Origin of the sequence: Akkermansia massiliensis (assembly GCF_018847375.1) — a bacterium.
Taxonomy (GTDB): domain Bacteria; phylum Verrucomicrobiota; class Verrucomicrobiia; order Verrucomicrobiales; family Akkermansiaceae; genus Akkermansia; species Akkermansia massiliensis.
In genome coordinates, this window is the sequence record NZ_CP072036.1 from 1,731,937 (window position 1) to 1,757,565 (window position 25,629).

At 58.6% G+C, this 25,629-nt stretch carries 22 protein-coding genes; 6 read left to right on the top strand and 16 right to left on the bottom strand.

The annotated features are described in order from the left end of the window. Positions 1 to 222 precede the first annotated feature (222 nt). Entirely contained in the window at positions 223 to 4,122 is a 3,900-nt protein-coding gene (locus tag J5W70_RS07245) for a hypothetical protein (RefSeq protein ID WP_215841901.1), read from the bottom strand. A 337-nt stretch (positions 4,123 to 4,459) separates the two neighbouring features. Here J5W70_RS07245 and pstB point away from each other — a divergent pair, with 337 nt between their 5' ends. Further along, entirely contained in the window at positions 4,460 to 5,242 is a 783-nt protein-coding gene (pstB, locus tag J5W70_RS07250) for a phosphate ABC transporter ATP-binding protein PstB (protein ID WP_022396306.1), read from the top strand. A 185-nt stretch (positions 5,243 to 5,427) separates the two neighbouring features. Further along, positions 5,428 to 6,075, top strand: a complete 648-nt coding sequence (locus J5W70_RS07255; protein ID WP_022396305.1) for a phosphate signaling complex PhoU family protein — start codon at positions 5,428 to 5,430, stop codon at positions 6,073 to 6,075. Between the two features lie 96 nt (positions 6,076 to 6,171). On the opposite strand, the gene J5W70_RS07260 is transcribed toward J5W70_RS07255, so the two are convergent. The 3 genes from J5W70_RS07260 to J5W70_RS07270 form a co-directional block, all read right to left on the bottom strand. Continuing rightward, a complete protein-coding gene (locus tag J5W70_RS07260; RefSeq protein ID WP_022396304.1) occupies positions 6,172 to 7,131 on the bottom strand; it encodes an aldose epimerase family protein in 960 nt (319 codons plus the stop codon). A 34-nt stretch (positions 7,132 to 7,165) separates the two neighbouring features. Further along, positions 7,166 to 7,645: an outer membrane lipoprotein gene (locus J5W70_RS07265; RefSeq protein ID WP_022396303.1), complete on the bottom strand. Its 480-nt coding sequence runs from the start codon at positions 7,643 to 7,645 to the stop codon at positions 7,166 to 7,168. Positions 7,646 to 7,792: 147 nt separating this feature from the next. Continuing rightward, positions 7,793 to 8,035: a hypothetical protein gene (locus J5W70_RS07270; protein ID WP_022396302.1), complete on the bottom strand. Its 243-nt coding sequence runs from the start codon at positions 8,033 to 8,035 to the stop codon at positions 7,793 to 7,795. Between the two features lie 235 nt (positions 8,036 to 8,270). Between J5W70_RS07270 and J5W70_RS07275 the strand changes: the two genes are divergently transcribed. Next, on the top strand, positions 8,271 to 10,790 hold the full coding sequence (locus J5W70_RS07275) for a M16 family metallopeptidase (RefSeq protein WP_022396301.1): 2,520 nt from the start codon (positions 8,271 to 8,273) through the stop codon (positions 10,788 to 10,790). 378 nt (positions 10,791 to 11,168) lie between these two features. Here J5W70_RS07275 and J5W70_RS07280 read toward each other — a convergent pair whose 3' ends face one another. The 6 genes from J5W70_RS07280 to J5W70_RS07305 all read right to left on the bottom strand — a co-directional run bounded on the left by J5W70_RS07280 (position 11,169) and on the right by J5W70_RS07305 (position 15,772). Continuing rightward, positions 11,169 to 11,489 carry a bactofilin family protein gene (locus J5W70_RS07280; RefSeq protein ID WP_012420356.1) on the bottom strand — a complete coding sequence of 107 codons (321 nt, stop codon included), beginning with the start codon at positions 11,487 to 11,489 and terminating at the stop codon, positions 11,169 to 11,171. Positions 11,490 to 11,523: 34 nt separating this feature from the next. Next, positions 11,524 to 12,090 carry a ribosome recycling factor gene (gene frr / locus J5W70_RS07285; protein WP_022396300.1) on the bottom strand — a complete coding sequence of 189 codons (567 nt, stop codon included), beginning with the start codon at positions 12,088 to 12,090 and terminating at the stop codon, positions 11,524 to 11,526. A gap of 55 nt (positions 12,091 to 12,145) precedes the next feature. Beyond that, positions 12,146 to 12,871: a UMP kinase gene (gene pyrH, locus J5W70_RS07290; protein WP_022396299.1), complete on the bottom strand. Its 726-nt coding sequence runs from the start codon at positions 12,869 to 12,871 to the stop codon at positions 12,146 to 12,148. 66 nt (positions 12,872 to 12,937) lie between these two features. Then, on the bottom strand, positions 12,938 to 13,846 hold the full coding sequence (locus tag J5W70_RS07295) for a mechanosensitive ion channel family protein (RefSeq protein ID WP_102731723.1): 909 nt from the start codon (positions 13,844 to 13,846) through the stop codon (positions 12,938 to 12,940). Positions 13,847 to 13,991: 145 nt separating this feature from the next. Beyond that, on the bottom strand, positions 13,992 to 15,035 hold the full coding sequence (locus J5W70_RS07300) for a hypothetical protein (RefSeq protein WP_022396297.1): 1,044 nt from the start codon (positions 15,033 to 15,035) through the stop codon (positions 13,992 to 13,994). A 113-nt stretch (positions 15,036 to 15,148) separates the two neighbouring features. Continuing rightward, entirely contained in the window at positions 15,149 to 15,772 is a 624-nt protein-coding gene (locus J5W70_RS07305; protein ID WP_022396296.1) for a peroxiredoxin, read from the bottom strand. A 135-nt stretch (positions 15,773 to 15,907) separates the two neighbouring features. Here J5W70_RS07305 and J5W70_RS07310 point away from each other — a divergent pair, with 135 nt between their 5' ends. From J5W70_RS07310 to J5W70_RS07320, 3 genes are all read left to right on the top strand, one after another. Next, positions 15,908 to 17,617, top strand: a complete 1,710-nt coding sequence (locus tag J5W70_RS07310) for an SLC5/6 family protein (RefSeq protein ID WP_180973708.1) — start codon at positions 15,908 to 15,910, stop codon at positions 17,615 to 17,617. A 103-nt stretch (positions 17,618 to 17,720) separates the two neighbouring features. Continuing rightward, entirely contained in the window at positions 17,721 to 19,280 is a 1,560-nt protein-coding gene (locus tag J5W70_RS07315; RefSeq protein WP_022396294.1) for a hypothetical protein, read from the top strand. Between the two features lie 14 nt (positions 19,281 to 19,294). Continuing rightward, positions 19,295 to 19,519 carry a S1 domain-containing protein gene (locus J5W70_RS07320; RefSeq protein ID WP_022396293.1) on the top strand — a complete coding sequence of 75 codons (225 nt, stop codon included), beginning with the start codon at positions 19,295 to 19,297 and terminating at the stop codon, positions 19,517 to 19,519. A 195-nt stretch (positions 19,520 to 19,714) separates the two neighbouring features. Here J5W70_RS07320 and J5W70_RS07325 read toward each other — a convergent pair whose 3' ends face one another. The 6 genes from J5W70_RS07325 to J5W70_RS07350 form a co-directional block, all read right to left on the bottom strand. Further along, complete coding sequence (locus J5W70_RS07325; RefSeq protein WP_102731722.1) at positions 19,715 to 20,788, bottom strand: acyltransferase family protein; 1,074 nt, start codon at positions 20,786 to 20,788, stop codon at positions 19,715 to 19,717. 30 nt (positions 20,789 to 20,818) lie between these two features. Then, positions 20,819 to 21,427, bottom strand: a complete 609-nt coding sequence (recR, locus tag J5W70_RS07330) for a recombination mediator RecR (RefSeq protein WP_022396291.1) — start codon at positions 21,425 to 21,427, stop codon at positions 20,819 to 20,821. After that, on the bottom strand, positions 21,420 to 21,869 hold the full coding sequence (locus tag J5W70_RS07335; RefSeq protein ID WP_022396290.1) for a hypothetical protein: 450 nt from the start codon (positions 21,867 to 21,869) through the stop codon (positions 21,420 to 21,422). The genes recR and J5W70_RS07335 overlap by 8 nt, the downstream gene beginning before the upstream one ends. An 87-nt stretch (positions 21,870 to 21,956) precedes the next feature. Then, positions 21,957 to 23,204 (bottom strand): beta-ketoacyl-ACP synthase II, encoded by a 1,248-nt coding sequence (fabF, locus tag J5W70_RS07340; RefSeq protein WP_022396289.1) that lies wholly within the window; start codon positions 23,202 to 23,204, stop codon positions 21,957 to 21,959. Positions 23,205 to 23,268: 64 nt separating this feature from the next. After that, positions 23,269 to 24,978, bottom strand: a complete 1,710-nt coding sequence (locus tag J5W70_RS07345) for a DUF459 domain-containing protein (protein ID WP_215832683.1) — start codon at positions 24,976 to 24,978, stop codon at positions 23,269 to 23,271. Positions 24,979 to 25,107: 129 nt separating this feature from the next. After that, positions 25,108 to 25,623, bottom strand: a complete 516-nt coding sequence (locus tag J5W70_RS07350; RefSeq protein WP_022396287.1) for a peptide-methionine (R)-S-oxide reductase — start codon at positions 25,621 to 25,623, stop codon at positions 25,108 to 25,110. Positions 25,624 to 25,629 lie beyond the last annotated feature (6 nt).

Below are 25,629 nucleotides of genomic sequence, written 5' to 3' on the forward strand. Positions count from 1 at the left end.
CGGCCTCGTACTTGCAGATTTATATTTTTCGTAATTCTCAAATGGAGGCTCACTTAAAAAATATGCGTCTATAATTGCCCCCTCATTATTCCTATTACCCCTTTAAACCTTATAACCCCTATCTTTCTTTCCCTCCCTCCCCTTAAGCACAAAAAGAGCCGCTCCCCGTGGATGGGAAGCGGCGCTGGCCGGGAAGAAGAAAAAAACTCTCTCTCTCTTTTATTACACCTCCTCGGGAGACAGCCAGCGGAAGGAGACGATGTTGAACTTCCTCCCGAATGCCTTGTTCACCGCGCTCAGCTCCGTCTCCTCCAGCGCTCCGCTCTTCATGTTGATCTTCTTGACCGGCGTCTCCGGGCTGTCCACCGGGTCCACGTAATTGATCCCCCTCTGCACCACCGCCTCGCACCACGCCCGCGACAGCACCACACCCTCGCGGTTGGTCAGCTCCCCGTAGGCCCGGATCGTAAACGTGTCGTCGCGCGTCGTTAAAATATTGCCCAGCACCGCCAGCACGTCGGACTGGATCAGGTAGCCGGGCGCCGCCGTGTACACCGATCCCTTGGCCGCGTCCTGGTTCGGGTACCCTCCCTTGGGCGTGATGACCATGTCGGAGAGTTCGTCAAAGGTGCTGTTGATGGAGCTTTCGTCGATGGCCGCCTGAAGCGCCCCCTTCACCCCCATCTCCCCGCTCTGCAGGCGGCGGTTGACGAAGTCGGACATGTTCAGGAAGGGGCCCCTCTTCTTGACCTCCTGGACCATGTTCCGGGCCAGGGACTTGATCTGCGAGTCGCTGAGCGTTCTGAGGTCGGACCACGCCATGGCCTCCCCGTCCGGGATGCCCTGGGTTACGCCCACCGAGCCGTAGTCGTCCACGTGGGACTTGTCGCTGCTGGCCACCCCGAAGCGGGAGAAGGCCGTCTGGCTGTTGTTGAGCACGGAGGGGGTCCCGCTCCGGGAGTAGAGGAGCTTGCGCTTTTTGAGCCCAAGCAGGGTGGCTTCCCAGGCGCGCTGGGAGGTGGAGTTGACGTTGAAGCCCCCGGCCACGGTGAGGTACTTGGAGGCGTGCTTGTAGCCTTCGTCGGTCTTGGAGAGTTCTTCGACGACGGCCTCGGAGGGCTTGCCCTGGAGGTCGGGCACGAAGCGCCTGTTGGCAATGCCGGCGGCCCTGTTGGAGGAGGCGTCCGTGGAGAAGGCCTGTTGAAGCACGGTTTTAAGTTCCTCCCTGCCCGTGCCTCCGATGCTGGAGGGGCGCGCGGCCAGGGAGGAGGCGAACCAGGAGTCCCAGAGGGCGTCGTTGACCATCAGGCCGTGGTCCCAGAAGTCGCCCAGGGAGGCGTCTCCCATGATTTCATTGTGGGAGAAGACCTTGTCGGGCGGGAGCATGGGGTCGGCAAAGGCGTTGCCGATCCCCACGCCCGGCACGCCGGACTGGTAGGCGAAGCGCTTGGCGACGGCCGCCTTGGAGTCGCTCCTGTACCATCCCGGGGTGAGGCGGCAGCCTGCGAAGCCGGCGAGGCTGGAGGGCTGCTGGAAGGGGAGTTCCGCGGCCACGATCTTGTTGACCTGCTCGGCGCCCGGTCCGCCGAAGGGGGAGAGCCTGGTGCCGTCGTTGGAGAGGATGTTGGAGATGGTGATGGGGAAGAAGTCGCTGTTGGCATTTTTGACTTCAAACTGGTAGGGGCTGTAGAGGCGTCCGAGCTCGGAGGCGGTGGGCATCTGCCCACCCCAGAAGAGAGGGCTGGAGTGCTGCCATGTCTTGGCGCGGTAGTCCTTGCCTTCCGGGTAGGCTCCGATCACCGGGGGCTTGCCCCATTTGACCGATACCCCGTAGTAGGCGATGAACGTGGAATCCAAAGAGGGAGTTCCGTATTCGCCCGCCTTCTTGGCTTCTTCATTGGTGCCTTCATTATGTTCCCACATTTCCGCCGGAAGCTTAATCTGGTCGACCAGAGGTTTTTCCCACGCGCCCCAGTTCAGGTTGAGGATAGCCGGCATGGTTTTGGCGAAGATGTCGATTTCAGCCGTGTTTTTCCCATTCAGGGAGGAGGAGCTGTTCATCTTGTTGGGATTCATGAGACCGGCCCCCATGACGAAGGTTCCCAAGGCCTTTGATGCTCCCTTGTCCCCGTATTTGACGGCGAGGACATGATTATCGGGCGTACCATTGAGTTGGCTGGTATCTTCCGCGAAGATAATGGAAGCCTTGGCGATGCCCTGCTGATTATATCCACTGCCGTCCAGCAGTTCGTAGCGAACACCGTCCGTCAGGTTGACGGCATAGGAGCTGACCTGGCCAGGCTCCTGGGACCAACCTTCCTTAAGTGGGAACCTGTCCGGTTTGAAATCACCGCTGTTGGGTTTTGTCTTATAAACCTCATTGCCATTGGCAATGTTGGAAACGACCGGCTGGGCAAAGACAACGATTTCTCCAGCCTTCAAGGTAGAAGGTTCTCCCTTGATCGTGGCCCCATCTCCACTGAGTTTGGATGTGGTGCGGAAAGAGGCGCCAAAGTCGGCCACCTGGCGGTTGTTATAAGAAGCGTTTAAGTAGGGGACCAGGCAGGATTCCCCGTAATTGGACAATTGGCCTTCATCCAGCTGGTTCCATGCGAATTTGATATTGTGGGAAAGCAGCAGGGGCATGAAACGGTGTTCGCCGAAGTAGGCGCCCCAGACGCCGCCGTCGGCTCCGGTCAGTTTCATATCCACATTGTAGGGGTTCCACCAGACGTACACCGGAATGACGGCGATACGGAAGTCAATCCATCCACCGCGGTTGGGATGCTTGTTGCCGTGTTTGACATAGTTAAGTCCCACGAAAGAATAAAAGCGCAGCAGGATGGGATGGCGCATGTACGTGTAGCGGTTGTCCATCATTTCCATACTGGCCGCAGAGTCCGCCGCAATCAATGTGCTGGGGGTGCACCCATTCCATTGCAGGGTGGCGGAAGAATCTTGTCCGTCCCTCTTCGTGGAGGAGTCCCACACGTTGGCCCACAGGTAGAGCTGGTTCCAGGAACCGATCGGGCGGTTCTGTTCCGATGGGTTTCCGTCCTCGGACGTATACGGCCGGAGACCGATATCCGAGGTGTCTCCGCGGAAATCTTCAGGCAGCTTTTCCTGGGAAAACATAATGTTGAGGTCCTTTTTAAGACCTCCGAATTTAGAATCCGTCAAGAGACTGGAAGAAACCAGGGAGATGTCATGGTACACCTCTCCCAAGTCTTTCAGCCGGCCGTTTTTACTGTTAGCCAGTATCGTATCAAGGGAGATGAGTTTTCTGACTGTGGACATGTCGTTTCCGGAACTCGATGCCATCATGGAAGAAAGGTTGAGGGGCTCCAAATCGGGACCGGGCGTGTCCCACGTGGAGCGCATCACCGTCAGGGCATCCGTGCTTTCTTCCGAGGCATGCGGCATCAGGTTGATGCGCGCCTTCTGGTTTTCTCCCGTTACCCACCACGCAATGTATTTACGCACGCTGGAATTTCTTTTAAGGCCAATGGTTTTGGAGGAATCGTCCACGCGCACCATGCGGGCGTAGATTTCCTTTTTGTCCTGGTTCTTGGCGCCTACGGGCGTTCCCACCGTGCCATGGTCCACCAAGGCGACACTGCGGAAATTTTGGTTGGTAAGGGAACGTTTGCCCAGCAGGCTTTTGCCCGCTTCCAGCGTGCTGAGTCTGCGCAGGTCCGGGTCGGAAATGAGCCAGCGGCGGAACATGGACTTTCTTCCCGTATCGTAGGTGGAAGAAATGTTCATGCCCTGGGAGTTAGTCTTGTTGAGCCAGGTATCCCAGCTGTTCCAGACGCCCAGGATGTACGGGGCGTTGCCTTCGCTGGCGCCGGAGGAAAGGATGCCCGAGTTGGCGGAAACGCGCTGGTCGGGCCCCAGCTCACACTGGAGCTGCCCGAGGGCCACTTCGAGGGAAAACCTGGCGAGGGATTTGGCCTCCGCGGCAAAGAGCTGTTTTTCGGAAATGCGGACCTGTGAGGATGCAATGGTAAGAAGGCCAACGCTGAGGAGGGCCAGGAGCATCATCAGGGTGATGGTGGCAATCAGGGCAAAACCCTTGCTTATATGTTTAAATCTTTGGGTTTGCGGAATTGTTCTTTTCATCGTAATTTTCCTGAAAATTATTAAAATCTATTATAAAAACTGGGAGACGCAAAGCTGCTGCCAATAGGTTTTCCGGCACGTCATATCAACATACAAAATAGTTCTCGTTTTGCAAGTAAAAACGTATCTCTAAAAAGAAAAGACCAAACGTGTTTTTGCATTCACACTCATTTAGTTTTATAGTCAATTAAAAGTAAACGGATTCTAAATCCGCTGCGTGATTTTCTTTTTCTCAAAAAGCCAGGTTAAGAAATTGTCACAAACCCGTAGTAGACCCGGAGCTTCGTTTTTGGGATACCATGCGGTCAACGGCGCAGGACGCGCCATTTGACCGAACATGACTCCGCATCCAGCCGCCGCCGATCAGACCGCCGTAGAGGTGGATTCCCTGGATTTTTGTTATGGGAGCAAGCAATCCCTGTTCCATGTCACCATGAAGGTTCCCAGAAACCGGGTGACGGCGTTCATCGGCCCTTCCGGATGTGGAAAGTCCACGCTGCTGCGCTGCATCAACCGGATGAATGACCGCATTCCGGAGGCCCGCGTCACGGGCGGCTCCATCCGCATTGACGGGGTGGACGTGACTTCCCCGGCCCTGGACCCCATCCATTTGCGCCGGGAGGTGGGGATGGTTTTCCAGAAGTCCAATCCCTTCCCGATGACCATTTATGAGAACGTTTCCTACGGGTTGAAGCTGGCGGGGGTAAGGAACCGCGGCATTCTGGATGAAGCGGTGGAGGAAAGCCTGAGGCATGCCGCCTTATGGGATGAAGTGAAGGACCGCCTGCATGCTTCCGCCAACGGCCTTTCCGGGGGACAGCAGCAGCGCCTGTGCATCGCCCGTTCCATTGCCGTGAAGCCTCGCATCCTGCTGATGGACGAACCTTGTTCCGCCCTGGACCCCATTGCCACGGTGCGGGTGGAAGAGCTGATGCACCGGCTCAAGGAGGAGTTCACCATCATCGTGGTTACCCACAACATGCAGCAGGCCACCCGCGTTTCCGACCTGACCGGTTTTTTCATGCTGGGAAGACTGGTGGAGTTTGATTCCACGGAGAAGATTTTTTCCAATCCTTCCATGAAAGAAACGGAGGATTATATCACGGGAAGATTCAGTTAACAGAGAGTTGTTTATGTTTTTTTCAAAGTTTACTTCCAGAAAGGGAGCCGGGCATTTTTCCCTTTCCTCCGGCGTTGTACGGAGGCTGGCCGCATCCTCCGCCAAAAGGAACAGCCTGCGCCGCCAGCACATTTTTTACCATGCCGGCAAAAGCGCCGCCAGTCCTCAAGCCAATATTCCTAATCATGAATCACGACGCGCACACCCTGAGGGAGTTTGACGCCGCCCTTTCCTCCCTGAATACGCATTTGCTCCAGATGGCCTACAAGGCGCAGAGCGCCCTTGACCTGGCTGCCGCCGGGCTGCTGCAGCAGAATGAATCCGCCTCCAACCAGGCCATTGCGGATGATGAGGAGCTGGACGAGCTGGAAATGACGGTGGACCGGGAAGGCCTGCATCTGCTGGCTTTTTTCAGTCCCGTAGCCTCCGATCTCAAGGTGGTGCTGGCTTCCATACGCATGTCTTCCATGTATGAACGGATCGGGGATGAGGCCGTGACGATCGCCAAGAGGGCCAACAAGCTTAACAAGCGCCCCCGCATCCGGGAGGCCGCCCAGGCGGACCCCGTTTACCGGGAGATGGCGGAGCAGTTCAGAGCGGTGAACAAGGCCGTCTCTTCCTGGGACGGGAAGGCCCTGGCGGAGCTGGTTCCCGCGCTGGAGACGCTGGCGGAGCATGCGGCGGCCATGACGGATACGTTCATGCGCCTGCCGGAACAGTATCAGGACAATCTGATTTCCGTGGCGGACCTGATTTTTGTGGGCCGTTCCATGGAACGCATGGCGGAAGGCCTGCAAAAGGTGGTGGCGGAAGCCCTTTATGCGGCGTCTTGACAGCGCACGCCTGAAAAGTTGAAAGACGGGGTTTCGGAGTTTGGCGCGCCGGAACATTTCCTGGCTTTCCCGCGCAGGGGACTGCGGATATGCCTTTTACCTGACGGTCCAGGTGATATTGCGCGTGGCTGACTGGCCGGGACGCAGGATGACGCTAGGGAAGTGGGGCGTGTTGACGGCATTGGGGAAGCCCTGGGCTTCCAGCGCGATTCCCTGGCGCGCCTGGGGCAGGTATTCCCCGGTATACACCTGGAGGCCGGGCGCGTCCGTCGCCACGATCAGGCGGTGGCGGGATTCCGGGTCCAGAAGGATGGCGGCGATTTTGTCGCCGGGTTCGGAATCCAGCACGTAGTTGTGGTCCAGTCCGGCGGCGGTGTCCGGATGGGCGGCGGAGTTGCGTTCTCCCAGCAGGGCTGCCTTCCGCAGGTCAAAGTCCGTTCCTTCCACGGGAAGGATGCGGCCGTCCGGAATGTTGGTGGCGTCCACCGGGGTGTAGGCGGAAGCCCGCACCTCCAGCGTCATGGAGTCAATGGTGGGCTTGCCGGAAAGGTTCCAGTAGGCGTGGTTGGTGAGGTTGACGATGGTGGCCGCGTCCGCGTACGCTTCCAGCCGGAGGTGGAGGGTTTCTTCCACCACGGTATAGGTGGCTACCACTTCCAGATTGCCGGGATAGTTTTCCTCCCCGTCTGCGGAGTGCAGGGTAAGCACCAGCGTGTTGCGCGTGGCTTCCTGCACCTGCCAGATTTTGCTGTCGAAGCCCTGCACGCCTCCGTGCAGGTGGTTGGGGCCGTTGTTGACGGCCACGGAATGGGAGTCTCCGTCAATGGAGAACCTGCCTTTTGCGATGCGATTCGCGACACGGCCGCAAATCGCACCGCAATAACAGGTGTCTTTCAGCATGTCTTCAAAGTGCTTGGGCCCTACGATCATGTCCATGCCGTCCTTGACGACGGAGATGATGCGCCCCCCGTAGTTGCTGATGCGTACCGTCAGCTTGTCGGAAGACAGTTCAAACAGTTCTACTGGAGCGCCGCCGGGTAAGGTGCCGAAGATCATGCCGGTATGTAGCTGGTCAGTGAAGGAGGGCCAATTAGTAGGCCAGCACGCGGGAACCGTTGTTGCCGATGATCACGCGCACGCGCTGTCCGACCTGGATCGGGTTGTTCCTGCTGGCGACCTGCACGACCGTGTAGTTGCGGGTGCCGTTCCTTTTCTGGTCCAGGCGCACGGTGATGCGTTCCCCGGTCGTGTTGTTCACGGCCTTGTCAATCTGGTTGCCGGCGATGCCGCCCAGAATGGCGCCGCCCGCTGCCGTGGCGTACTTGGCGTTGCCGCCGCCGAACATGGCGCCGGTCAGGCCGCCCGCCACTGCACCGATGCCGGTGCCGGTATTGGCGTTATTGGCCTGGATTTTGACGTTTTCCACACTGGTGACCGTACCGGTATAGGTTTCCTGTGCGCCGCCGATTTCGTTCAGGTTGTAGGCGTTCGGGGAACCGAAGTTGGTGCAGGAGGTGATGGACAGCGCGATGGCCGCACAGCCGATGGTAAGAATGGAAGTCGTTTTCATGATGACAATTTATAAAATGGGTTGAAGGTTCAAATCAAGTAATTTCATGGTCAACGGGACGGACGGTTTTACGCCCACCCGGTGGAGAAAACCCTTGCCGAAAGGGTTCGGCAAGGGTTCGCGTTCATTGTGATGGTTTCCGTGAGGTTAGGCCTTGGGAGCTTCTTCCTTTTTGGAGCAGTCGCAGGGCTTTTCACCTTTGCTGCAGGGCTTGTCGCATTTTTTGCCGCACTTGCCTTCCTTGTCGCATTTCTTGTCGCACTTTTTGTCTTTCTTGCAGCACTTCTGAGCAGCGGGGGCGGAGGAATCGGCCGGAGCGGCGGCTTCCTGGGCGTAACCGTTGACACTGAATGCGAAAGCAAAGGCTGCTACAGCGAGGATCTTTTTCATATGATGATGTGTGAGGTTGGTGTTGTTGATGATAAACGGCACATAATCTGCCGTTCTACGACTGATAGAGTAACAGAGTTTAAGATTTGTTCAAAAAAATGTGCAGTCAGCATGTTTTTTTTAGGGAGGTTTTCGATTCAACTGCGTTTTTTAAACCGGGGTAAGTCTGACAGTGCCGCGGCGTGGACGGAGCGGCGGCTTGCATGGCCTGCCGTCTTAAGGCACGCTAAGAAACATGAGTTCAGCCAAGGAGCCTGTGACGCGCCGTTTCGGAAACGGTTTGACGGTTTTGATCAAGGAGGACAAGTCCCATCCCGTAGTGTCCCTTCAGTACTGGGTGGGCACCGGGTCCATGAATGAGGGCCACTGGCAGGGGAGCGGCCTTTCCCATTTGCTGGAACACCTGGTGTTCAAGGGAACGGAGCATTATTCCGGGCAGGACCTGGCCCGCAAGGTCCAGGAACGCGGCGGCCACTGGAATGCCTATACCAGCGTGAACCGCACCGTGTATTATATAGACGGCCCTGCGGATTCCTGGCAGATTTTCCTGAACCTTCTGACGGAGCTGGTGTTTTTCCCCACGTTCCCGGAGGATGAACTGGAGCGGGAGAAGGGGGTGGTGCGCCGGGAGATGGCCATGTACGCGGACGATCCCGATTCTGTGGCTTACCAGCTTCTGATGCAGACATTGTATCTCAAGCATCCGCGCCGCTGGCCCGTGCTGGGGGAACCCGCCGCGTTTGACTGCCTGACGCGCCAGGACGTGCTGGATTACCATGCCAGCCGCTATGTTCCGAACAATGTGGTGCTTTCCATCGCGGGGGATGTGGATGCCGCAGAGATTTTTTCCCATCTGGAACTGCTGGTGGAAGATTTAAAGTCCCGCCCCCTGAACCGGGAGCTTATTCCCCATGAACCGCACCAGTTCGGTTCCCGCAGGGTGCGCAAGGAATTTGCCGTGCCTTATTCCAAACTGAACCTTGCCTGGCGCCTGCCCTGTTCAGGCCATCCGGATACGCCGGCCCTTTCCGCCCTGGCCAGCATCCTGGGCGGGGGCCGTTCCGCGCGTTTTTATGAAAAGTTCCACGACCGCCTGGGGCTGGTGTACAGCATTGAGGTGCATTCCAACCAGTCCGAGACTGACGAAGGGGCGTTCACCATCAGCATTGACGTGGACCGCGCCCAGCGTGACAAGGTGCGGGACCTGGTGCTCCAGGAACTGCGGAATCTGGCACAGGAGGATTTTACGGAGGATTTGAAGAGAGTTTGCAAGCAGACGCGGGTCAGCCGCCTGCGCCGCAGGAGTTCCGCCGCTGGAGTGGCCTCGGAAATGGGGGCGGACTGGTTCGGGGCGCGCAATTTGAACCTGTCTTCAGAATGGCAGGAAGCCATTGAACGGGTGACTACGGAAGACCTGCACCGCGTGTGCTCCACCTGGCTGTCCTCCCCGAATGTGACGGAAGTCAGCCTGGATCCCGTGGGCAGCAACGCCGCGGAGGAAGACGGTTCCGCCGCCGGGACGGAAACGGCCCTGAGCGAGCATGTGCTTGGCAACGGCATGAAGGTGGTGATTCGTGAGGACCACCGCCTTCCGCTGGCCTATGCCTGCCTGGCCTTCAAGGCCGGCTGCCGTGCGGAGAATGAACATGACGCCGGGGTGACGGATTTGATGTCCGAATGCCTGCTGAAAGGGACCGCCACGCGTTCCGCAGGGGACATAGCGCGTTTTCTGGAGGACATCGGAGGGGCCATCAATACCTCCACAGGCAACAATTCCCTGAGCGTGGGCTGCCAGATTCTGGCGGAAGACCTGGATTCCGGACTGGAGCTGATGGCGGATGTGGTGATGAATCCCTCCTTCCCGGAGGACGCCTTCCTCCGGGAGAAGGAGTCCTTTGTGGCGGATGCGGAGGAGGATTTGGAAGATCCGCTTTCCGTGGCGTTCCGGCAGGAACGGAAGGTGGCCTACGGCCATGTTTCCTACGGGAATTCCCCGTCCGGCACGCCGGAGAGCCTTTCTTCACTGACGGTGCGGGACGTGAAGGAACAGTATGAACGCATCATCTGCGCCTCCAATGCCGTGATATGCATTTCCGGAGATGTCAGGAAGGAGGAGGTTCTCCCTCTTCTGGAAAAGCGCCTTGGCGGAATGAGGGCCGGAATGCCGCCGGTCCTGACTCCCACGCCCGCGCTGCGCGCTGGCCGGGAGGTGTCCGTGCTGGACAAGCAGCAAGCCGTGCTGGTGGTGGGAATGCCGTGCGTGGACGTGGCTTCCCCGGAAATGGCGCAGGCGCTGCTGTTCCAGGCCTGGTGCAGTGACATGGCCGGTCCCGTTTTCACCAACATCCGGGAGGAAGCCGGGCTGGCCTACTATGCCAGCTCCTCCCTGTTCATCGGCATGGACGCCGGAGGCATCTGCTTCTACCTGGGCACCTCTCCGGAACAACTGGAGGAAGCCGGGCAGCGGCTGGAAAAGACTCTGGAGATGATTCATGAGCGCGGCATGACGGAAGAGGAGCTGGAACGCACCAAGGCGTCCGCCCTTTCCTCCCGCCTGCTGGCCATGCAGTCCAACGGAGCCCTGTGCCAGATGCTGGCTCTGGATATCCTGTTCGGGCTGCCCCTGGATGCGTTTGAACGGCAGACAGTCGCCATCAGGAACATGGAGCTGGACCAGGTGAACGCTTTTATCAAGAAGGTGCTGGACCCCGCGCAGCCGCGTTCCTGGTCCATCGTGCGTCCGCCCCTTTCCTGACTTTCCTGAGGAAGCGGGATAACGGAGCGGCTTTTGCTCCACCTCCCGTTTTTTTGCCCTGTTGGCGGCCAGGTTCCACCGGGGGCCTGGCCTGCCTGCCGCAAAAGTGGGAATCGGCGTTCCGCCCGGGAATGAGGGCCTCCTGGCCCTCATCAAGTGCGGCTGCGGGAGAAAGGGAAGAAAGCCCTGCTTTGCTTCGGACGGACGTAAATGCGAAAGGCGGGAGCCTTCCGCTCCCGGATGGGAGTTTTCCGTCTTTACCGGTTTTTCAAGCGGAGTATTCCTCTTTTTCTGCCGGGTTGCCCTGCCACCGGGCGTAAAAAAGCCGTTCCCTCGCGCAGGACGGAACGGCTTGATGAAAAAATGAGGTTCGCGGTTTTAACCGATTTCCGTGCGGCCCAGCAGGTGGGCGCCTTCTTCCATGGCGAGGCTGCGGGTCTTCATGTCCCCGACGACGCGGGCCTGCTGCTTGAGTTCGCAGCGGTCGGAGGTGACCTTGCCTTCTACGTTGCCGTAGATGCGCACGTCTCCGGCGGTGATGTCGCCCTTGATCTGGGCGGTTTCTCCGATGGTGACTTTTCCTTTGTCGGAAATGATTTCACCTTCGATTTTGCCGTCGATGTGCATGTCGTTCTGGAAACGGATGGTTCCCTTGATTTCAATGCCGGAGGCGAGGAAGTTTGTTACGTTGTCTGTCATTGTCGTAAAATGGTTGGGGATGGATGGTTCTGGCTCAGATGGTCATGATGTCCTTTTCCTTGACGGCCACCAGCTCGTCAATGTCCTTCACGTACTTGTCCGTGAGCTTCTGGATCTGCGTTTCCAGATCGCGCTGGCCGTCTTCCGTGACGATGTTGTCCGCCTTGAGCTTTTTGGCGGAGTCCATGCCGGCCTTGCGGGCGCCGCGTACGCGCACGCGGGCTTCTTCCGCCTGGGATTTGACAAGCTTCACGAGGTCCTTGCGGCGTTCTTCCGTGAGGGCGGGAATGGGCAGGCGGATGGAGCGGCCTTCCACCAGCGGGTTGAGGTTCAACTTGCTTTCATTGATAGCGCGGCCGATGTCATGGACGGTGCTCGGGTCAAAGGGCTGGATGAGGATGAGGCGGGGTTCCGGCGTGCTGATGACGGCCAGGCCCTTCAGCTTCATGACGGAGCCGTAGCTGGAGACGTGCACGTCCAGGTTTTCAACGAGGCCGGGGGAGGCTTTTCCCGTGCGCACGCCGGAGAATTCCTGTTTGGCGAAGTCCACGGCCTTGAGCATGGATTCCTCCGTTTCCAATATTAATGTTTCTGCGTCCATGATTGTGGTGGGTGCTAAGTGTTTTTTGTAGGTTGGAAAAAGGGGCGTGCGGAGTTCAGCTGATGGTGGTGCCGATGGGTTCCCCGAGCAGGGCGCGCGTGATGTTGCCCGGCGTGTGCATGTCGAATACGATGATGGGCTTCTTGTTGTCCATGCACAGGGTGAAGGCCGTGGAGTCCATCACCTTGAGCTGGCGTTCCAGGCATTCCTGGTAGGAAATGGCGTCAAAGCGCTTGGCGTCGGAAACCTTCTTGGGGTCCGCATCATAAACGCCGTCCACGGAGGTGGCCTTCATGACCACTTCCGCATTGATCTCGCTGGCGCGCAGGGCCGCCGTAGTGTCTGTGGAAAAGAACGGATTGCCGGTGCCGGCGGCGAAGATGACGATTTTATTGTTGTCCAGGTAGGTGCGGGCTTTCAGGCGGATGAAGGATTCCGCCACGTTTTTCATTTCAATGGCGGACTGCACCACGCAGGGGACTCCCGCGCGTTCCAGCGCGCTTTGGAGAGCCAGGGCGTTCATCACCGTGGCGAGCATGCCTACGTAGTCCGCCGTGGCGCGGTCCATGCCGCGCACGCTGGCTTTAGCCCCGCGCCAGAAGTTGCCGCCGCCCACGACCAGGCCGATCTGCACGCCGGCGCGGTGCGCCTGGGCGATTTCTTCAGCAATGCGGGCGACGATTTCCGGGGAAATGTTGTCCATGCTGCCGGGGCTGCGCAGGGCTTCTCCGCTGAGTTTCAGGAGGATTCTTTGATAGGCGGGTGCGGATGTGTCAGACATAGATGCGGATTTTACGCAGACAAGATTGAAATTTCACGGGGCAAAAAGAAAGCAAAAAGAGAGCACCTACTGATTTTTCTCCGCCGTGCCGGAGATTTCCACCTGGATGGGGCTTCTGCTCTCCAGACTGCGGGTGGGGAAGGGGAAGGAAATGCCCTCTGCTGCAAAGCGGTGCTTGATGTCGTGGGCAAGCGTTTTCTGGCAGTCCAGAAAGTTGTCCTTCAGGCACCAGGCGCCGATTTTGAATCCCAGGGAGGAATCCTGGAATCCGGTGAACATGATGACGGGAGCCGGGTCGTCCAGGCAGAGCTTGTTCTGTTTGACCACTTCCTGCAATATGCTCACGACGTGTTCAATGTCGCAATTGTAGTCCACGCCCAGGTCCAGGTCACAGCGGCGCGTGGAAAAGCGGGTGATGTTGCTCACCGGGTTTTTGATGATCATTTCATTGGGTATGCGGACCATGGTGTTGTTCGGCAGCCGGAGCTGGACGGACATGAGGTTGATGGAGTCCACATTGCCGGTGATGCCGCCCACTTCAATCATGTCCCCCAGGTTGATTTGCTTTTCCCCCACCAGGAAGAGGCCGCTGATGATGTTGGACAGGGAAGTCTGGGAGGCGAAGCCGACCGCCACGCCGATGATGCTGGCCGCGCCCAGCAGGGTGAGGATGTCGAACCCCATCAGGGCGAAGGCTTCCACGCCGATGATGATGTAGCCTGCCTCCTTGACTATTTTAACGGTCAGGCGGGACGCCTGGGGAGACATTTTCAGGGCGGTGATTTTCCGGAGCACCTGGCAGAGCAGCTTCAGGAGAATCCAGCTGACTACCAGCCATATCACCACATGCAGGATTTTGGCGCCCACGGACTGCACCATCTCCAGCTTGAGCCAGTCCGGCATGTTCAGAAAATCCATGGTTCTTGTCCAGATATCTTCCCTGGAGGATGCGGCTGCCATGAAATTCATATTCATGCCAAGGATGTAGCAAACACCCCTGTGCGGCTCAAGGGGCGTGCGCGTATTCCTCCTGATTTATGACAGTTCCGGCATTTCCGGAAAGGGAGAGGCCGCGGCCGGGGAAGGGGGGATAGCCGGGAATGTGCGCCTTAAAGGGCCGTCAGGTACCGGATACGCGCGTCAAGATAGAGAAAAAGCGGGAGGGCCTGTTCGGAATGAGGTACACTTTTCCTCCGGCGGAAAAGAAAATGACTTCCATGCCCTTTTCCGTCCCCCGGTCTACACGAGCCATTTTCCATTCCCCTGTAGGACTGGCGGACGTATAAACCAGATAAAATTTCAGGGAACCGTCCGGGCCTTTCTTGGCCGCTTTTGATTTATTGGAAAAGTCATACAGTTCTCCCGCCTGGTTCTTCCAGATTCCGTTTAACAGCTGGTCCACCGGTCTGCCCTCGGAATTGAATGGCTTCATGTAATTGTGGATGGCGATCGCTTCCTCCATGCTTCCCTGCTGGGCCAGCTGCTTCTGCCTTTTTTCCACGGCGGCCAGATATTTCCGGGTTAACGGCTGGCACGCCTTGGAGTATTCCGTCAGGAATTCCTGGTGCAGGTTGTTCAATCCCGGCTCCGGTGATTTGATGATGTTTTGCCTGCCGTCTTGCAGGGTGAGCCAGTCAGTACTGGAGTCCTTGTAAATCTGAATGATGGTGGAGTCGTCTTTTTTAACCCAGATGCGCAGGGGCTCCCCGGTGAAGACCACTATTTCCCGGGAGGATTTTCCGGGGTCCGCCCACTGGTCCTGGGGCTGGAATGCTGTTTGTTTAATGTCTTTTGAGAACCGCCTCAGTCCGGCATCCAGAAACTGCGTGAATTCGTTGCTGTCCCCGTTCTTTTTCCACGCCTTTCCTATGAAGAACGGGTCGATGGTGTTGGAAGAAGGCGGAGAGAGAATATCTTTTTTGATGTTTTGAAGAACGGATTGAATCTGTTTGGCTTTTTCAAAGTCGGATTGATTGACCGCCTGCTGCTGGAGGGCGAGAAGTTTTTTTGAAAATGCGGGAAGAAGAGCTTCCCCGCGCCTGGTGCAGAATTTTTGATAGGCTGTTTCAAGGTCCCTGATGTTTTCAGGCGCTTGGGCATTTGCGGCCCAGACGGAGCCTGCAAGGGCAGAAATCAACAGGAAAGCCGGCATGAAGTAGTTCATTCCGGGTAAATTAGAACGGAAGGGTCCGTTGTCAATACTTATATGTTAGAGAAAAGCGGCAAAAAGGCCGTTCCCCGGAAAAGGGAACGGCCTTGAAATATTGCCGGGGCAGCTTACTTGCTGAGGTAGGAGGCCACGCCTTCGTGGGACGGGGTCATGGCCGCTTCACCCTTGTGCCAGCCAAGGGGGCAGACTTCTCCGTACAGCTCAAAGTGCTGGAGGGCGTCTACCACGCGGATGGCTTCATCAATGGAGCGTCCCAGCGGGAAGTCGTTGATGAGCTGGTGGCGGACGATGCCGTCCTTGTCGATCAGGAAGAGGCCGCGGTAGGCGATCAGTTCCCCGTTGACTTCCACGTTGCCGTCTTCGTCAATTTCCTCGTCTCCGGCCAGAACGCCGTAGTCGGCGGAAATGGTCTTGTTGATGTCGGAAACGATGGGGTAGCTCACGCCCTGGATGCCGCCCTGGTCACGGGGGGTGTTCACCCAGGCCCAGTGGGAGAATTCGCTGTCCGTGGAGCAGCCTACGACGGCTACGTCACGCTTGTCGAATTCGCCCAGGGCTTCCTGGAAGCCGATCAATTCAGTGGGGCACACAAACGTGAAGTCCTTCGGGTAGAAGAACAGGATCACGTACTTTTTGCCCTTGAACTGGTCAAGACTGAAATCCGGTACGATGGTACCGTTTACAACTGCGTTTGCACTGAAATGAGGTGCCGGTTTTCCTATGAGGAGCATGGTCGGTTTTTTGGTTTGGTTCTAAAAGAATGATTCCAAAAAACGAACGAAAGTCAAGTGGCAATGATGCCTTCTCTGTGGCAAAAGGACCTGTTTTCTCTTGAAAATGAAGCTTTTTTTGTCAGTATTGCCTGCATGTCATCCTCAAAGGCGCAACAAGACGAGTGGTCCGGCAAAATTGGCGTGATTCTTGCTGTGGCCGGAAGCGCCGTGGGGCTGGGCAACTTTCTGCGTTTTCCGGGGCTGGCGGCCCAGTACGGCGGGGGCGCCTTCATGGTGGCGTACGGTCTCATGCTGGTGCTGGTGGGCGTGCCCGTGGCATGGGCGGAGTGGTCCATCGGGCGGCGCGGCGGCCAGATGGGAGCCCACTGCGCCCCCGGCGTATTCTGGTACCTGACCAAGGGGTCCAGGCTGTGGAAGTTCCTGGGGGTGCTCGCGGTTCTGGGCCCTTCCTCCGTGGCCTTTTACTATATGGTGGTGGAGGCGTGGTGCTGCGGCTATTTCTGGAAGATGCTGACCCAGCCGGAGGTATTTGCCACGGCTGAGGGAACGGCGCAGACCTTTTTCAGTTTCACGGGGATGTACGGGGACGGGAGCGCCCTGCTGTCTAACAACGGGCTGCTCTGGATCGTCGGCGGAGTCATCCTGCTGAACCTGGGAATCATTTACCGGGGCATCAGCAAGGGAATCGAGATGTTTTCACGCTGGTTCATGCCGATACTCCTGCTGATTTCCCTGGTGCTGCTGGTGCGCATTTTGTGCATCGGCACGCCGGACCCATCCTATCCGGACCGCAGCATTGAGCAGGGGCTGGGGTATATGTGGAATCCCAGCAAGGTGCTGGTGGAGGAGCAGGACCGGGACAGCGGGGAGTGGAAGACGGTTTCCATGGTGTCCGCCTCCCACCGGGGGGCCATGGATGAAGCCGTGCGGCAGGTGGAAATGTCCGGCGGAACCCGCAGGCTGACCGAGGTGACGTTGTGGGACGGCCTGAAAAACATTGAACTTTGGATAGCGGCGGCCGGGCAGGTGTTCCTGAGCCTTTCCGTAGGGACGGGGCTGATCCTGACTTATGCGAGCTACGTCAGGAAGAAGGAGGACATCGCATTGAGCGGCCTTTCCGCGGCCGCCTCCAACGAGGTGTGCGAGGTGGGCATTGCCGGCATGATGACGGTGCCTGCCGCCGTGGCGTTCCTGGGGGTGGCCGGAGCCGCCGGGCAGGGAACTTTTGCGCTGGGGTTCATGGTGCTTCCGCAGGCCTTTGCCAAGATGGGCTCCAGCGTGATCTTCGGCAGCCTGTTTTTCCTGCTCCTGACCGTGGCGGCGGTTACCAGCTCCATTTCCATGATGCAGGTGGGCCTGTCCTTTATTGAAGAGTTCATGGGGTTGAAACGCAAGATGGCCGTGGTGGTGCAGGGTTTTTTCACGGCCACGGGCACGCTGATCGTCGCCTGGTACAGCGGCAACCTGCTGGCGATGGATACGTATGATTTCTTCCTGGGCACCCTGTGTTTCTTTGTAAGCGCCATGGTGATGATGATTCTGTTTTCCTGGAAGCTGGGAGTGGACCGGGGGCTGATGGATCTGGAAGACGGTTCCGTCATCCGCATTCCCAGAATCTACCGCTTCATCATGAAGTTCGTGACGCCCACGCTGCTGCTGGCGATTTTCCTGACCTGGCTGGCCCAGAACATCTGGGTGAAGCAGGCCGCCCCCATTGAAGCGCTGGGACGCGGGGAGCATGGCGCGGTTATTCCGATGGGCTTTCTGGCGGCCTACACCCTGTTCCTGCTCTTTATCACCATGGCGTCCGGAAGGCACAAGGTGTACCACGGCCCGCGGTAGGCGGGGGAAAACCGGCGCGGATGTCCGTTTATCCGTGGCTTGCAGCAGCCGGAGGTCCAATCCGGAGGCTTGACCGCCGCCGGATTTGATATAGTCTGTTACCATGTCCAGAATGAGGAGGATACGCAGGAAAAAGCCCCGTGCCGGAGGCATTTGGAAAAAGCTGTTGCTGTGGGGCGTGCTGGGGGCTCTGGTGCTGGCTGTGGCGGCGGTAGCCGGCTCCTACCTGTATGTCAGGTCCTATTTGAAGAGTGACGATTTTTTAACCATGCTGGGGCAGTCCGCCGTTGACGACATGAATGTGGATGCCGCCAGGATAGCCCCGCTGGACTGGGACGGTTCCGGCATCCGGTGCGACGGCGTGACGATGGAAGGGCATGAGTTCTTAACCTCCCTCCAGGCAAAAAACATTGAAACGGAGTTCAGCCGCTGGGATTTGCTGAAGCGCGCCTTTGTGATTACCTCCGTGAATATTGCGGAGCTGAAGCTTCAACTGTCCCCGGCGCCCTTCCGTTTCCGGGAAAAGGAAGAGGGACCCAGGAGCTGGGTGGAAAAGAATATCCTGCCGGATACGTTCCGCCTGGAAAAGGGGAGCATTGATTCCCTGTCCGTCTCCTACGGTGTTCCCGGCAGGCTGTACGCCCTGAACGGAACCCGTGTGGAGAGTACCCATGATGCCGGGTCCAGCCAGTACAAGTTTGACGTGCAGGGGGGCAGGCTGCTCCTTCCCTTCAAGGGCTGTCCGGAGTTTTCCCTGATGTCCGGCACGGCGCAGTTCAACCATTCCAGCAGGCGGGTGAACGTTCCCTCCTGCCGCCTGACCACGGATGCCGGCGGCTATGTGGACATCAAGGGGGACTGGGACGGCCTTTCCTCCTCCTGGACGGCGAATATGGTGGTGAACAGCGTTCCCGCCTCTTCCATCCTGGAGAATGACTGGAAGAAGCATGTCCAGGGCAGTGTGAGCGGCGGGGTGGACCTGCGCGGCGGCCGGGACGGCGTGACGCATGTGGCCGGGCTGGTAAGATTGCAGGACGGGATGCTGACCGGGCTTCCCGTCCTGGACAGGCTGGCTCTCTTCTGCGGTTCTTCCAGATTCCGCCAGCTCCCCCTGCACAAGGCGTCCGCCCAGTTCCGCTATAAGGAAGCCGCCTGGCATGTCTCCGACATTCTGGTGGAGAGCGAAAATCTGGTGAGGGTGGAAGGCTGGCTGGAAATCGGAAAAGGAGGCGAGCTTAACGGAAGGTTGCAGGTGGGCCTGCGGTCCGACGGCCTGTGGAGCGCCCTGCCGGGCTTTTCCGACGTGTTTTCCGCTTCCCGCCAGGGAGCCGGAGGCAATCTGGTATGGGCCAATGTGAACATTGGCGGCACGCTGGACAACCCGTCGGAAGACTTGTCCGCGCGGCTTATCAAGGCGGCGGGAGACCGCCTGACGGAGATCGGCATGGGCAAGGTGGCGGAAGTGGCGGACGTCGCGTCGCGCCTGCTGAACAAGGGGGCCGGGGAAGGCAGGGGGAAGGATGGCACGGAAAAGGGTAACGGGGGGTTCAGGATTCCGGCCGCAGACCAGGTTCCCGCTCCCGTCATGCCCCAGCTTCAGGACGCCGCGGAGAAGGGGCTCAAGACCGGGAGCGACCTGATGAACGGATTGATGAATTTGTAACCTGATTTTTCCAGATGAAACTTTATCCCTACCAGACAGTGCAGGCAGTGGCCGTTATTGCGGAGCGCATCGCGGATACGGCTTTCCGCGCCACCCTGCCGAACGGCAAGACTACTGTGGCTTTTGTGGAGAAAAAGAACGCTCCGTTAAGAGATGTGCTCAAGCCGGGCGACCGGGTGAACGTGACGATTTGCCCGGCGGATTTTGACCGCGCCCGCGTGGACGGCCTGGCGGAATGACGGGGGATTGAGGTTCCAACGGCATATTTCAAGCTGTTTTCATTCCCCTCCTCATATTTGGGAACGTGGACTTTTTGGCACACGGCGGGGGTACGTTTGTGCAGATCCATTTTATTTGCGGGATGGATTCTGCCATGCGGGCTCCGGGGCCCCTCCCTCCGGATTTTTATTCTGTTTTTAGCCGTTATGGCATTTTCATGTGGAAAGGCATATCCATTTTCCCACCGTTTTAAAGCGTCTGAGGATGTTGAATACAAAGACTGAAACAGCAAAGACAAGAACTGGTTCAAAGAATTTCAGGATGGAGTGCAGCGTGCTGTTTTCAATGCTGGCGGGTATGCTGTGATAGAATAGCATAATGCCTATGGGGTGGAAGACATAGACGAAAAAGACGGAAGGCGCCAGGCTGGATAGTTTAGTAGCCGTTCCCGGAGATAGCCGGGTGCAGGCTATGGCGCATACCATGGGGAAAATGACCATGAAGATGTTTTGGACGGATATCAATATGAGGGCGGCATGCTGGCTGCCTCCGGCATCCTGCATGGCGTATTTGCCAACTGCGGCGCACAGCAGCATTGCCAGCGTCAAGAATGAAACAAGGGCAAGGTGCTCGCAAATCCATGCGTGAAGACGGATGATGCGCTTCCTGCGCGCGCAAAAAATACCAAGCAGGAACCAGGACATGCCGTACGCTCCCTGTGCTTTAAATAAAAAGGGGATGTCATCTAAACCCGCATGGTAAATTAATTCGGGGGCAGCCCCCAGAATTTGGAAAATGACGGTAAATAACAACAGTGCCGCATCATTCAATTTACTTAACAGAGGGCTGACAAGGCTTAACAGCAGCAGTTCCCTCAAGAACCACAGTATTCCGTAGGCGGGGAAGGTGTTGAAGATATTACAGCCGAAAACGGCAACCATGTTGGCATAGATGGCATGAAGATTGAATTTGAAGTAGATCAACGCTCCAATCAGGCACCAGAGAAGATAAGGAATGAACAGTTTGAGAAAACGGCTGTAATTGAGCGCCTTTTTACTGTCCTGTTTAATAAACAAGGCTGAAATGAAAAAGAAAACGAAGACGGACCAAGCGCCTATTATATTATCGCTGAAATAGTTCCATACATTGGCATGGGATGCTATAATGCACAGCATGGTGAGTACCCGGCAGATGTCAATCCAGACAATACGCCCGTGAGATTTAATCTGCTGTGTATTAATGAATTGGTTGTCAGCGATGTTGCTACATGCGTGACTGATTGTTTTCAAAGGGAGTCCGGGTTTGTTTTTAGAGCGTTTTCAAAGGGCCGTCCTGCCTTCCAGCGCTTTCATCAGCGTCAGCGTGTCCGCATGGCTGAGGCCGGCGCCGGCGGGCAGGCCCTGGGCGGGGCGGGAAATCTTGCAGTCCAGTTCTTTGAGCAGGTGGTGGAGGTAGGTGGCCGTGGCTTCCCCCTCCACGTCGGACCCCGTTGCCAGAATGACTTCACAGCCCGGCTGCCGGGTGACGCGTTCCACCAGGGACTGGATATTGAGGTCTTCCGGCTCCACGTCGTCCAGCGGGGAGAGCTTGCCGCCCAGGCAATGGTACAGCCCGCGGTAGGCGCTGCTGCGCTCAATGGGAATGACGTCCGTGGCCTGTTCCACCACGCAGATGAGGCGGCTGTCCCGTTCTTCATCCCGGCAGGCGGCGCAGGGTTCTCCGGCGGTGCTGAAAAAGCCGCAGACGGGGCACGGCGTGACGTGTTCCGCCGCCTGGCCGATGGTGCGGGCAATCGCCTCCGCTTCCCCCATGTGCCCCTGGAGCATCCACAAGGCCATGCGTTCCGCACCGCGGGTGCCGATGCCCGGAAGCTGCTTGAGGGCGGTTACCAGTTCAAGCACGGGAAGGGGATAGTCCAGATTATTCATGAGTGGGGGGAGGTTCGGAATGATGCGGGCCGGGTGACGGCTGGGGCCACAGGATGGCGAGCGCACCCGCGCTCCCCGCGGAGAGCAGGCACGGAACGGCGTTGAAGAAGATGCCCCACAGCCCCAGCACCGGGGTAAAGCAGGCCAGCAGCAGAAGGAAGGCGGCCAGAACGGCTGTTTTACGGAGTGTTCCGCGGATCAGGATCAGGTCGTAAACCAGGGCCAGCGTCAGCGCAATGCACAGCAGGAAGCCCATGCCGGGGGAGAGGGCCGGAGCATCTGCAGCCAGCAGAAACGGAGCGGAGGCCATGGCTCCCTTCAGGGCTTGCGCCCAGGCGGGGGTGACGCCCAGGGAATACAGCACCACGATCAGGATGATCCCCGCTACGGAGAACAGGGCCCACCGCATGAGCAGAATGTCCTGGTGCGTTTTGGAAGGCATGGCTGTGAAATGAAGAAGGCGGAAGCGCGATGGCTGCGGTGGACACAAACATCAGCGCTTCCGCCGGGAAGGGGTTTCCTGAAAGGGTCAGGCGAATCTCTTCACGATGACGGAGGAGTTATGCCCCCCGAAACCGAAGGAGTTGCTCAGGACGGCGTCCACTTTGGCCCCGCGGGCCTTGTTGGGCACGCAATCCAGGTCGCATTCCGGGTCCTGGTTGTCCACGTTGATGGTGGGCGGGATGATGTTTTCCTGCATGGCCATGAGGCAGGCTGCCAGTTCCACGCCGCCGGCGGCGCCCAGAAGGTGGCCGGTCATGGATTTGGTGGAGCTGATGAGCAGCCCGTTTTTGGCGTGGTCGCCAAAGACGGCCTTGATGGCCTTGATTTCGCAGATGTCCCCCAGCGGGGTGGAGGTGCCGTGCGTGTTGATGTAGTCAATGTCCTCCGGCTTCATGCCTGCGTGTTCCAGGGCCATCTGCATGCAGCGTGCGGCGCCGCGGCCTTCCGGGTCCGGAGCGGTGAGGTGGTGGGCGTCTGCGGAGATGCCGTAGCCGACGAGTTCCCCGTAAATCTTGGCGCCGCGTTTCTGGGCATGTTCCAGCGTTTCCAGAATGACGACGCCGGATCCTTCGCCCATGACGAAGCCGTCGCGGTCCACATCATACGGGCGGGAGGCGCGCTGGGGTTCGTCATTGCGGGAGCTGAGGGCTTTCATGTTGCTGAATCCGGAGACGCCCGTAGGCAGGATGGTGGCTTCCGCGCCGCCGCAGACCATGACGTCCGCATCGCCGAATTTCATGATGCGCCAGGCTTCCCCGATGTTGTGGTTGGAGGTGGCGCAGGCCGTGACGATGGACATGTTCGGGCCGCCGAATCCGTATTCCATGGAGATGAGGCCGGAGGCGATGTTGCTGATCATGTACGGGATCATGAAGGGGGACACGCGGGCCGGCCCTTTGGAAAGAAGCGTGGCGTGCTGGCTTTCCAGCGTGCCGAGGCCGCCGATGCCGCTGCCCACCATGACGCCTATGCGGGTTTTGTCCTCCGCTTCCAGATCCATTCCGGAGTCCTTGAGAGCCATTCCGGCGGCGCCCATGGCAAAGTGCGTGAAGCGGTCCACGCGGCGGGCGTCCTTGGGCGTCTTGAAATACGGGGTGGGATCGAAATCCTTGACTTCACCGGCGATTTTCGTGGAGTAGTCGGTGACATCCATGGACTTGATGGTGTCAATGCCGCTGCGGCCAGCCTTCATGGCTTCCCAGGTGGATGCAAGATCATTGCCCAAGGGGCTGATCACTCCGATGCCGGTGATAACAATTCTGCGGTCGGTCATAATAAGTGTGAGTGGTTGCAAATAATGCTTGAGTCAGAATAGGCGACATTACAGGAAAGTCAAGCTAATCCCCCCCGTTCCCCAGTGCGGGGCGAACGGGGAATGCGGAAGGGGCTTTCCTGCTGGGGGACAAGGGCTTTCCGGATACGGGCGTTCCCTGTTCCGCCGCGGCGGAGCCGGTCCCGCGAACGGATTTCAGGATAAATTCCACAATGGGAGCCGGGTCCGGCAGGCTGTGGGGATGGTGGCCTGCTCCCGGTTTATGGATCACCCGGATGCTGCCGCCCATGGCGCGGTATTTCCGTTCCACTACGGCCATGTTCTCCTCCAGGGGCACCACGTTGTCCGCGTCCCCCACCACGGCGAGCACCGGAATGCGCGCGTTGGCGAGCGGCGCCAGCCTGTTGACGGGGCTCAGCTTTCCGCTCAGGGCTTCCTGTTCCGTAGCGCCGTAAACGTCCAGCAGGCGGAGCCAGTCTTCCGGGGAGCCTGTTCCCTTCCCCCTGCCGCCGGGCCAGCTCGCCACGTCGCAAACGGGGGCGTCCGCATAAATGGCGGCCACCCGGCCGGGATGCAGGGCCGCCCAGTTGAAGGAAAAGAGGCCTCCGCGGCTGAACCCTTCCAGCACCGTTTTTGGGGAAAGGCGGTAGTCCCGGACCAATGTTTCATAAAACCGGTCCATGATGTCCATGGCTGCGGGCGCGCCGTACATGTTCTGCACGTCCACGTAAGCCACATGAAACCCTTCCATGAGCAGGGCTATGTCCGCCTGCGGCTCGTTCCCGAAGAATTCCTGCCGCCAGATCCACGGCCTGTTTTCCGCCGGGGTTTTGGGGAGAACGAGGGTGGCGTTCCTGCCCGCTACCTTGAAGTGAAGGGATGGGAAGCCGTGCCATTCCGAGACGGCCACTCCCTCCCGGATGCAGGGAAGAACGGAGACCGGAACCCCCTTCGGGATGCCGGGGCGGCGGTGGCCCGTTTCCGTCAGCCACGCCAGCTTGTACAGGTTGTGGCGCTCCAGGGCTTTCCTGAACTCGTCCCCTTCCGGAAAACGGACGCGGGCGGGCACGCGGAGGATGGAGGCGAGGGGAGGCCAAATGGCCCTGGCAATCATGAAGTGGCCCTCCTGCCCGGGATGGACGCCGTCCCCGGCGTAAATGAAGCGGGGATTCCTTTTCTTCGCTTCCCGGATTTGGCGGCCCAGCTCCGGGCGCATGTCCACAACCTTCCAGCCGTCCTTTTTACGGCTGGCGAGCCATGCGGCATAAGTGTCCAGCACCTGGTTGTAACGGGCCGCATCCTTTTCCGGGGTATCCGCCATATAGGGAGGCGGCGTGATGGCGATGAATTGGGCCCCGGTGTCTTCCACTCTTTTTTTCAGCCGTTCCATGCCTTGTTGATAGGCCTGGAAGCCTGATTCGGAAAAGGGCTGCATCATGCCGTCGTTCATCCCATAGCAGGCAATGACGAGGGTGGGCGCGTATTTGGAGAGAATGGAATCCAGGCGGTCATGAAGGCACGGGCGGGGGAAGGCGCCCCCGGCGTGGCCCGGTTCCGACAGGCCGGAGACCGTTTCACTGGGGAGCGCCATGCTGACGATTTCCGCGTGCCGGTAGGCCGGAGCCTGCCGCAGGGCCGCTTCCACCAGGGCAGGCCATTGTCCGGAATAGGGGATGCTGTCCCCCAAAATGGCGATTCTGGGCTCCCCGCCCATGGCGTGCGCCAGGAAAAGGGCCAGCAGGACCGGGATGATGCGCAGGGTGGTCATTCTCATGATACCACATTACGCAGGCGCGGGAATGAATGTTTCAGAGGCGCGTTTCTTCCGGAAAATAGAATTTTCCCGGAGCTTTTATCCGGTTCCCGGCTTTTCCGTCCGGTCCTTTTTTCCGTGCCGTGCGCGTCAATGGGGGCTGTTCGCCATGGCCGGCTGCGGCGCAGCCTGGAATTCCAGGGAAAGGGAATTGACGCAGTAGCGCGTGTTTTTCGGCGTCAGGCGTTCTCCGGTGAAGATGTGCCCCAGATGGGCTCCGCACCGGGCGCATGTGATCTCCGTGCGCCGCCCCTGGCCTGCGTTGATGCTTCTGACGGCGTCCGGCAGGGAATCGTCAAAGCAGGGCCAGCCGCATCCGGCGTCGAATTTGTCTTCCGACCGGAACAGGGCTTCCCCGCACTTGCGGCAGCCATAGGTGCCTTGTTCAAAGAAGCTGACGAACTGCCCGGAAAAGGGCGGTTCCGTTCCCTGGTGCTCGATGATGCGCTTTTCCGTTTCCGTGAGGGGACGGCGCGTTCGGGATGGGCCGGGATCAGGCACGCCCTGGGAGGCGGGAATTCCGCCGTCCACAGCCATGACGCCTGCCACCCCTTCCGCAATCGTTCCTATCCATGATGCCCAGTGTCTACGTTCTTCCTGATTCATACGTAC

What these genes read in the sequence shown, in the direction of transcription:
- recR (WP_022396291.1), bottom strand. Translation starts at nt 21,427, where the DNA reads ATGAATAATCTGGACTATCCCCTTCCCGTGCTTGAACTGGTAACCGCC.
- J5W70_RS07255 (WP_022396305.1), top strand. Translation starts at nt 5,428, where the DNA reads ATGAATCACGACGCGCACACCCTGAGGGAGTTTGACGCCGCCCTTTCC.
- J5W70_RS07300 (WP_022396297.1), bottom strand. Translation starts at nt 15,035, where the DNA reads ATGAACTACTTCATGCCGGCTTTCCTGTTGATTTCTGCCCTTGCAGGC.
- fabF (WP_022396289.1), bottom strand. Translation starts at nt 23,204, where the DNA reads ATGACCGACCGCAGAATTGTTATCACCGGCATCGGAGTGATCAGCCCC.
- frr (WP_022396300.1), bottom strand. Translation starts at nt 12,090, where the DNA reads ATGGACGCAGAAACATTAATATTGGAAACGGAGGAATCCATGCTCAAG.
- J5W70_RS07275 (WP_022396301.1), top strand. Translation starts at nt 8,271, where the DNA reads ATGAGTTCAGCCAAGGAGCCTGTGACGCGCCGTTTCGGAAACGGTTTG.
- J5W70_RS07280 (WP_012420356.1), bottom strand. Translation starts at nt 11,489, where the DNA reads ATGACAGACAACGTAACAAACTTCCTCGCCTCCGGCATTGAAATCAAG.
- J5W70_RS07320 (WP_022396293.1), top strand. Translation starts at nt 19,295, where the DNA reads ATGAAACTTTATCCCTACCAGACAGTGCAGGCAGTGGCCGTTATTGCG.
- J5W70_RS07295 (WP_102731723.1), bottom strand. Translation starts at nt 13,846, where the DNA reads ATGAATATGAATTTCATGGCAGCCGCATCCTCCAGGGAAGATATCTGG.
- J5W70_RS07350 (WP_022396287.1), bottom strand. Translation starts at nt 25,623, where the DNA reads ATGAATCAGGAAGAACGTAGACACTGGGCATCATGGATAGGAACGATT.
- J5W70_RS07315 (WP_022396294.1), top strand. Translation starts at nt 17,721, where the DNA reads ATGTCCAGAATGAGGAGGATACGCAGGAAAAAGCCCCGTGCCGGAGGC.
- J5W70_RS07270 (WP_022396302.1), bottom strand. Translation starts at nt 8,035, where the DNA reads ATGAAAAAGATCCTCGCTGTAGCAGCCTTTGCTTTCGCATTCAGTGTC.
- J5W70_RS07310 (WP_180973708.1), top strand. Translation starts at nt 15,908, where the DNA reads ATGTCATCCTCAAAGGCGCAACAAGACGAGTGGTCCGGCAAAATTGGC.
- J5W70_RS07245 (WP_215841901.1), bottom strand. Translation starts at nt 4,122, where the DNA reads ATGAAAAGAACAATTCCGCAAACCCAAAGATTTAAACATATAAGCAAG.
- J5W70_RS07260 (WP_022396304.1), bottom strand. Translation starts at nt 7,131, where the DNA reads ATGATCTTCGGCACCTTACCCGGCGGCGCTCCAGTAGAACTGTTTGAA.
- J5W70_RS07335 (WP_022396290.1), bottom strand. Translation starts at nt 21,869, where the DNA reads ATGCCTTCCAAAACGCACCAGGACATTCTGCTCATGCGGTGGGCCCTG.
- J5W70_RS07265 (WP_022396303.1), bottom strand. Translation starts at nt 7,645, where the DNA reads ATGAAAACGACTTCCATTCTTACCATCGGCTGTGCGGCCATCGCGCTG.
- J5W70_RS07305 (WP_022396296.1), bottom strand. Translation starts at nt 15,772, where the DNA reads ATGCTCCTCATAGGAAAACCGGCACCTCATTTCAGTGCAAACGCAGTT.
- pstB (WP_022396306.1), top strand. Translation starts at nt 4,460, where the DNA reads ATGACTCCGCATCCAGCCGCCGCCGATCAGACCGCCGTAGAGGTGGAT.
- pyrH (WP_022396299.1), bottom strand. Translation starts at nt 12,871, where the DNA reads ATGTCTGACACATCCGCACCCGCCTATCAAAGAATCCTCCTGAAACTC.
- J5W70_RS07345 (WP_215832683.1), bottom strand. Translation starts at nt 24,978, where the DNA reads ATGAGAATGACCACCCTGCGCATCATCCCGGTCCTGCTGGCCCTTTTC.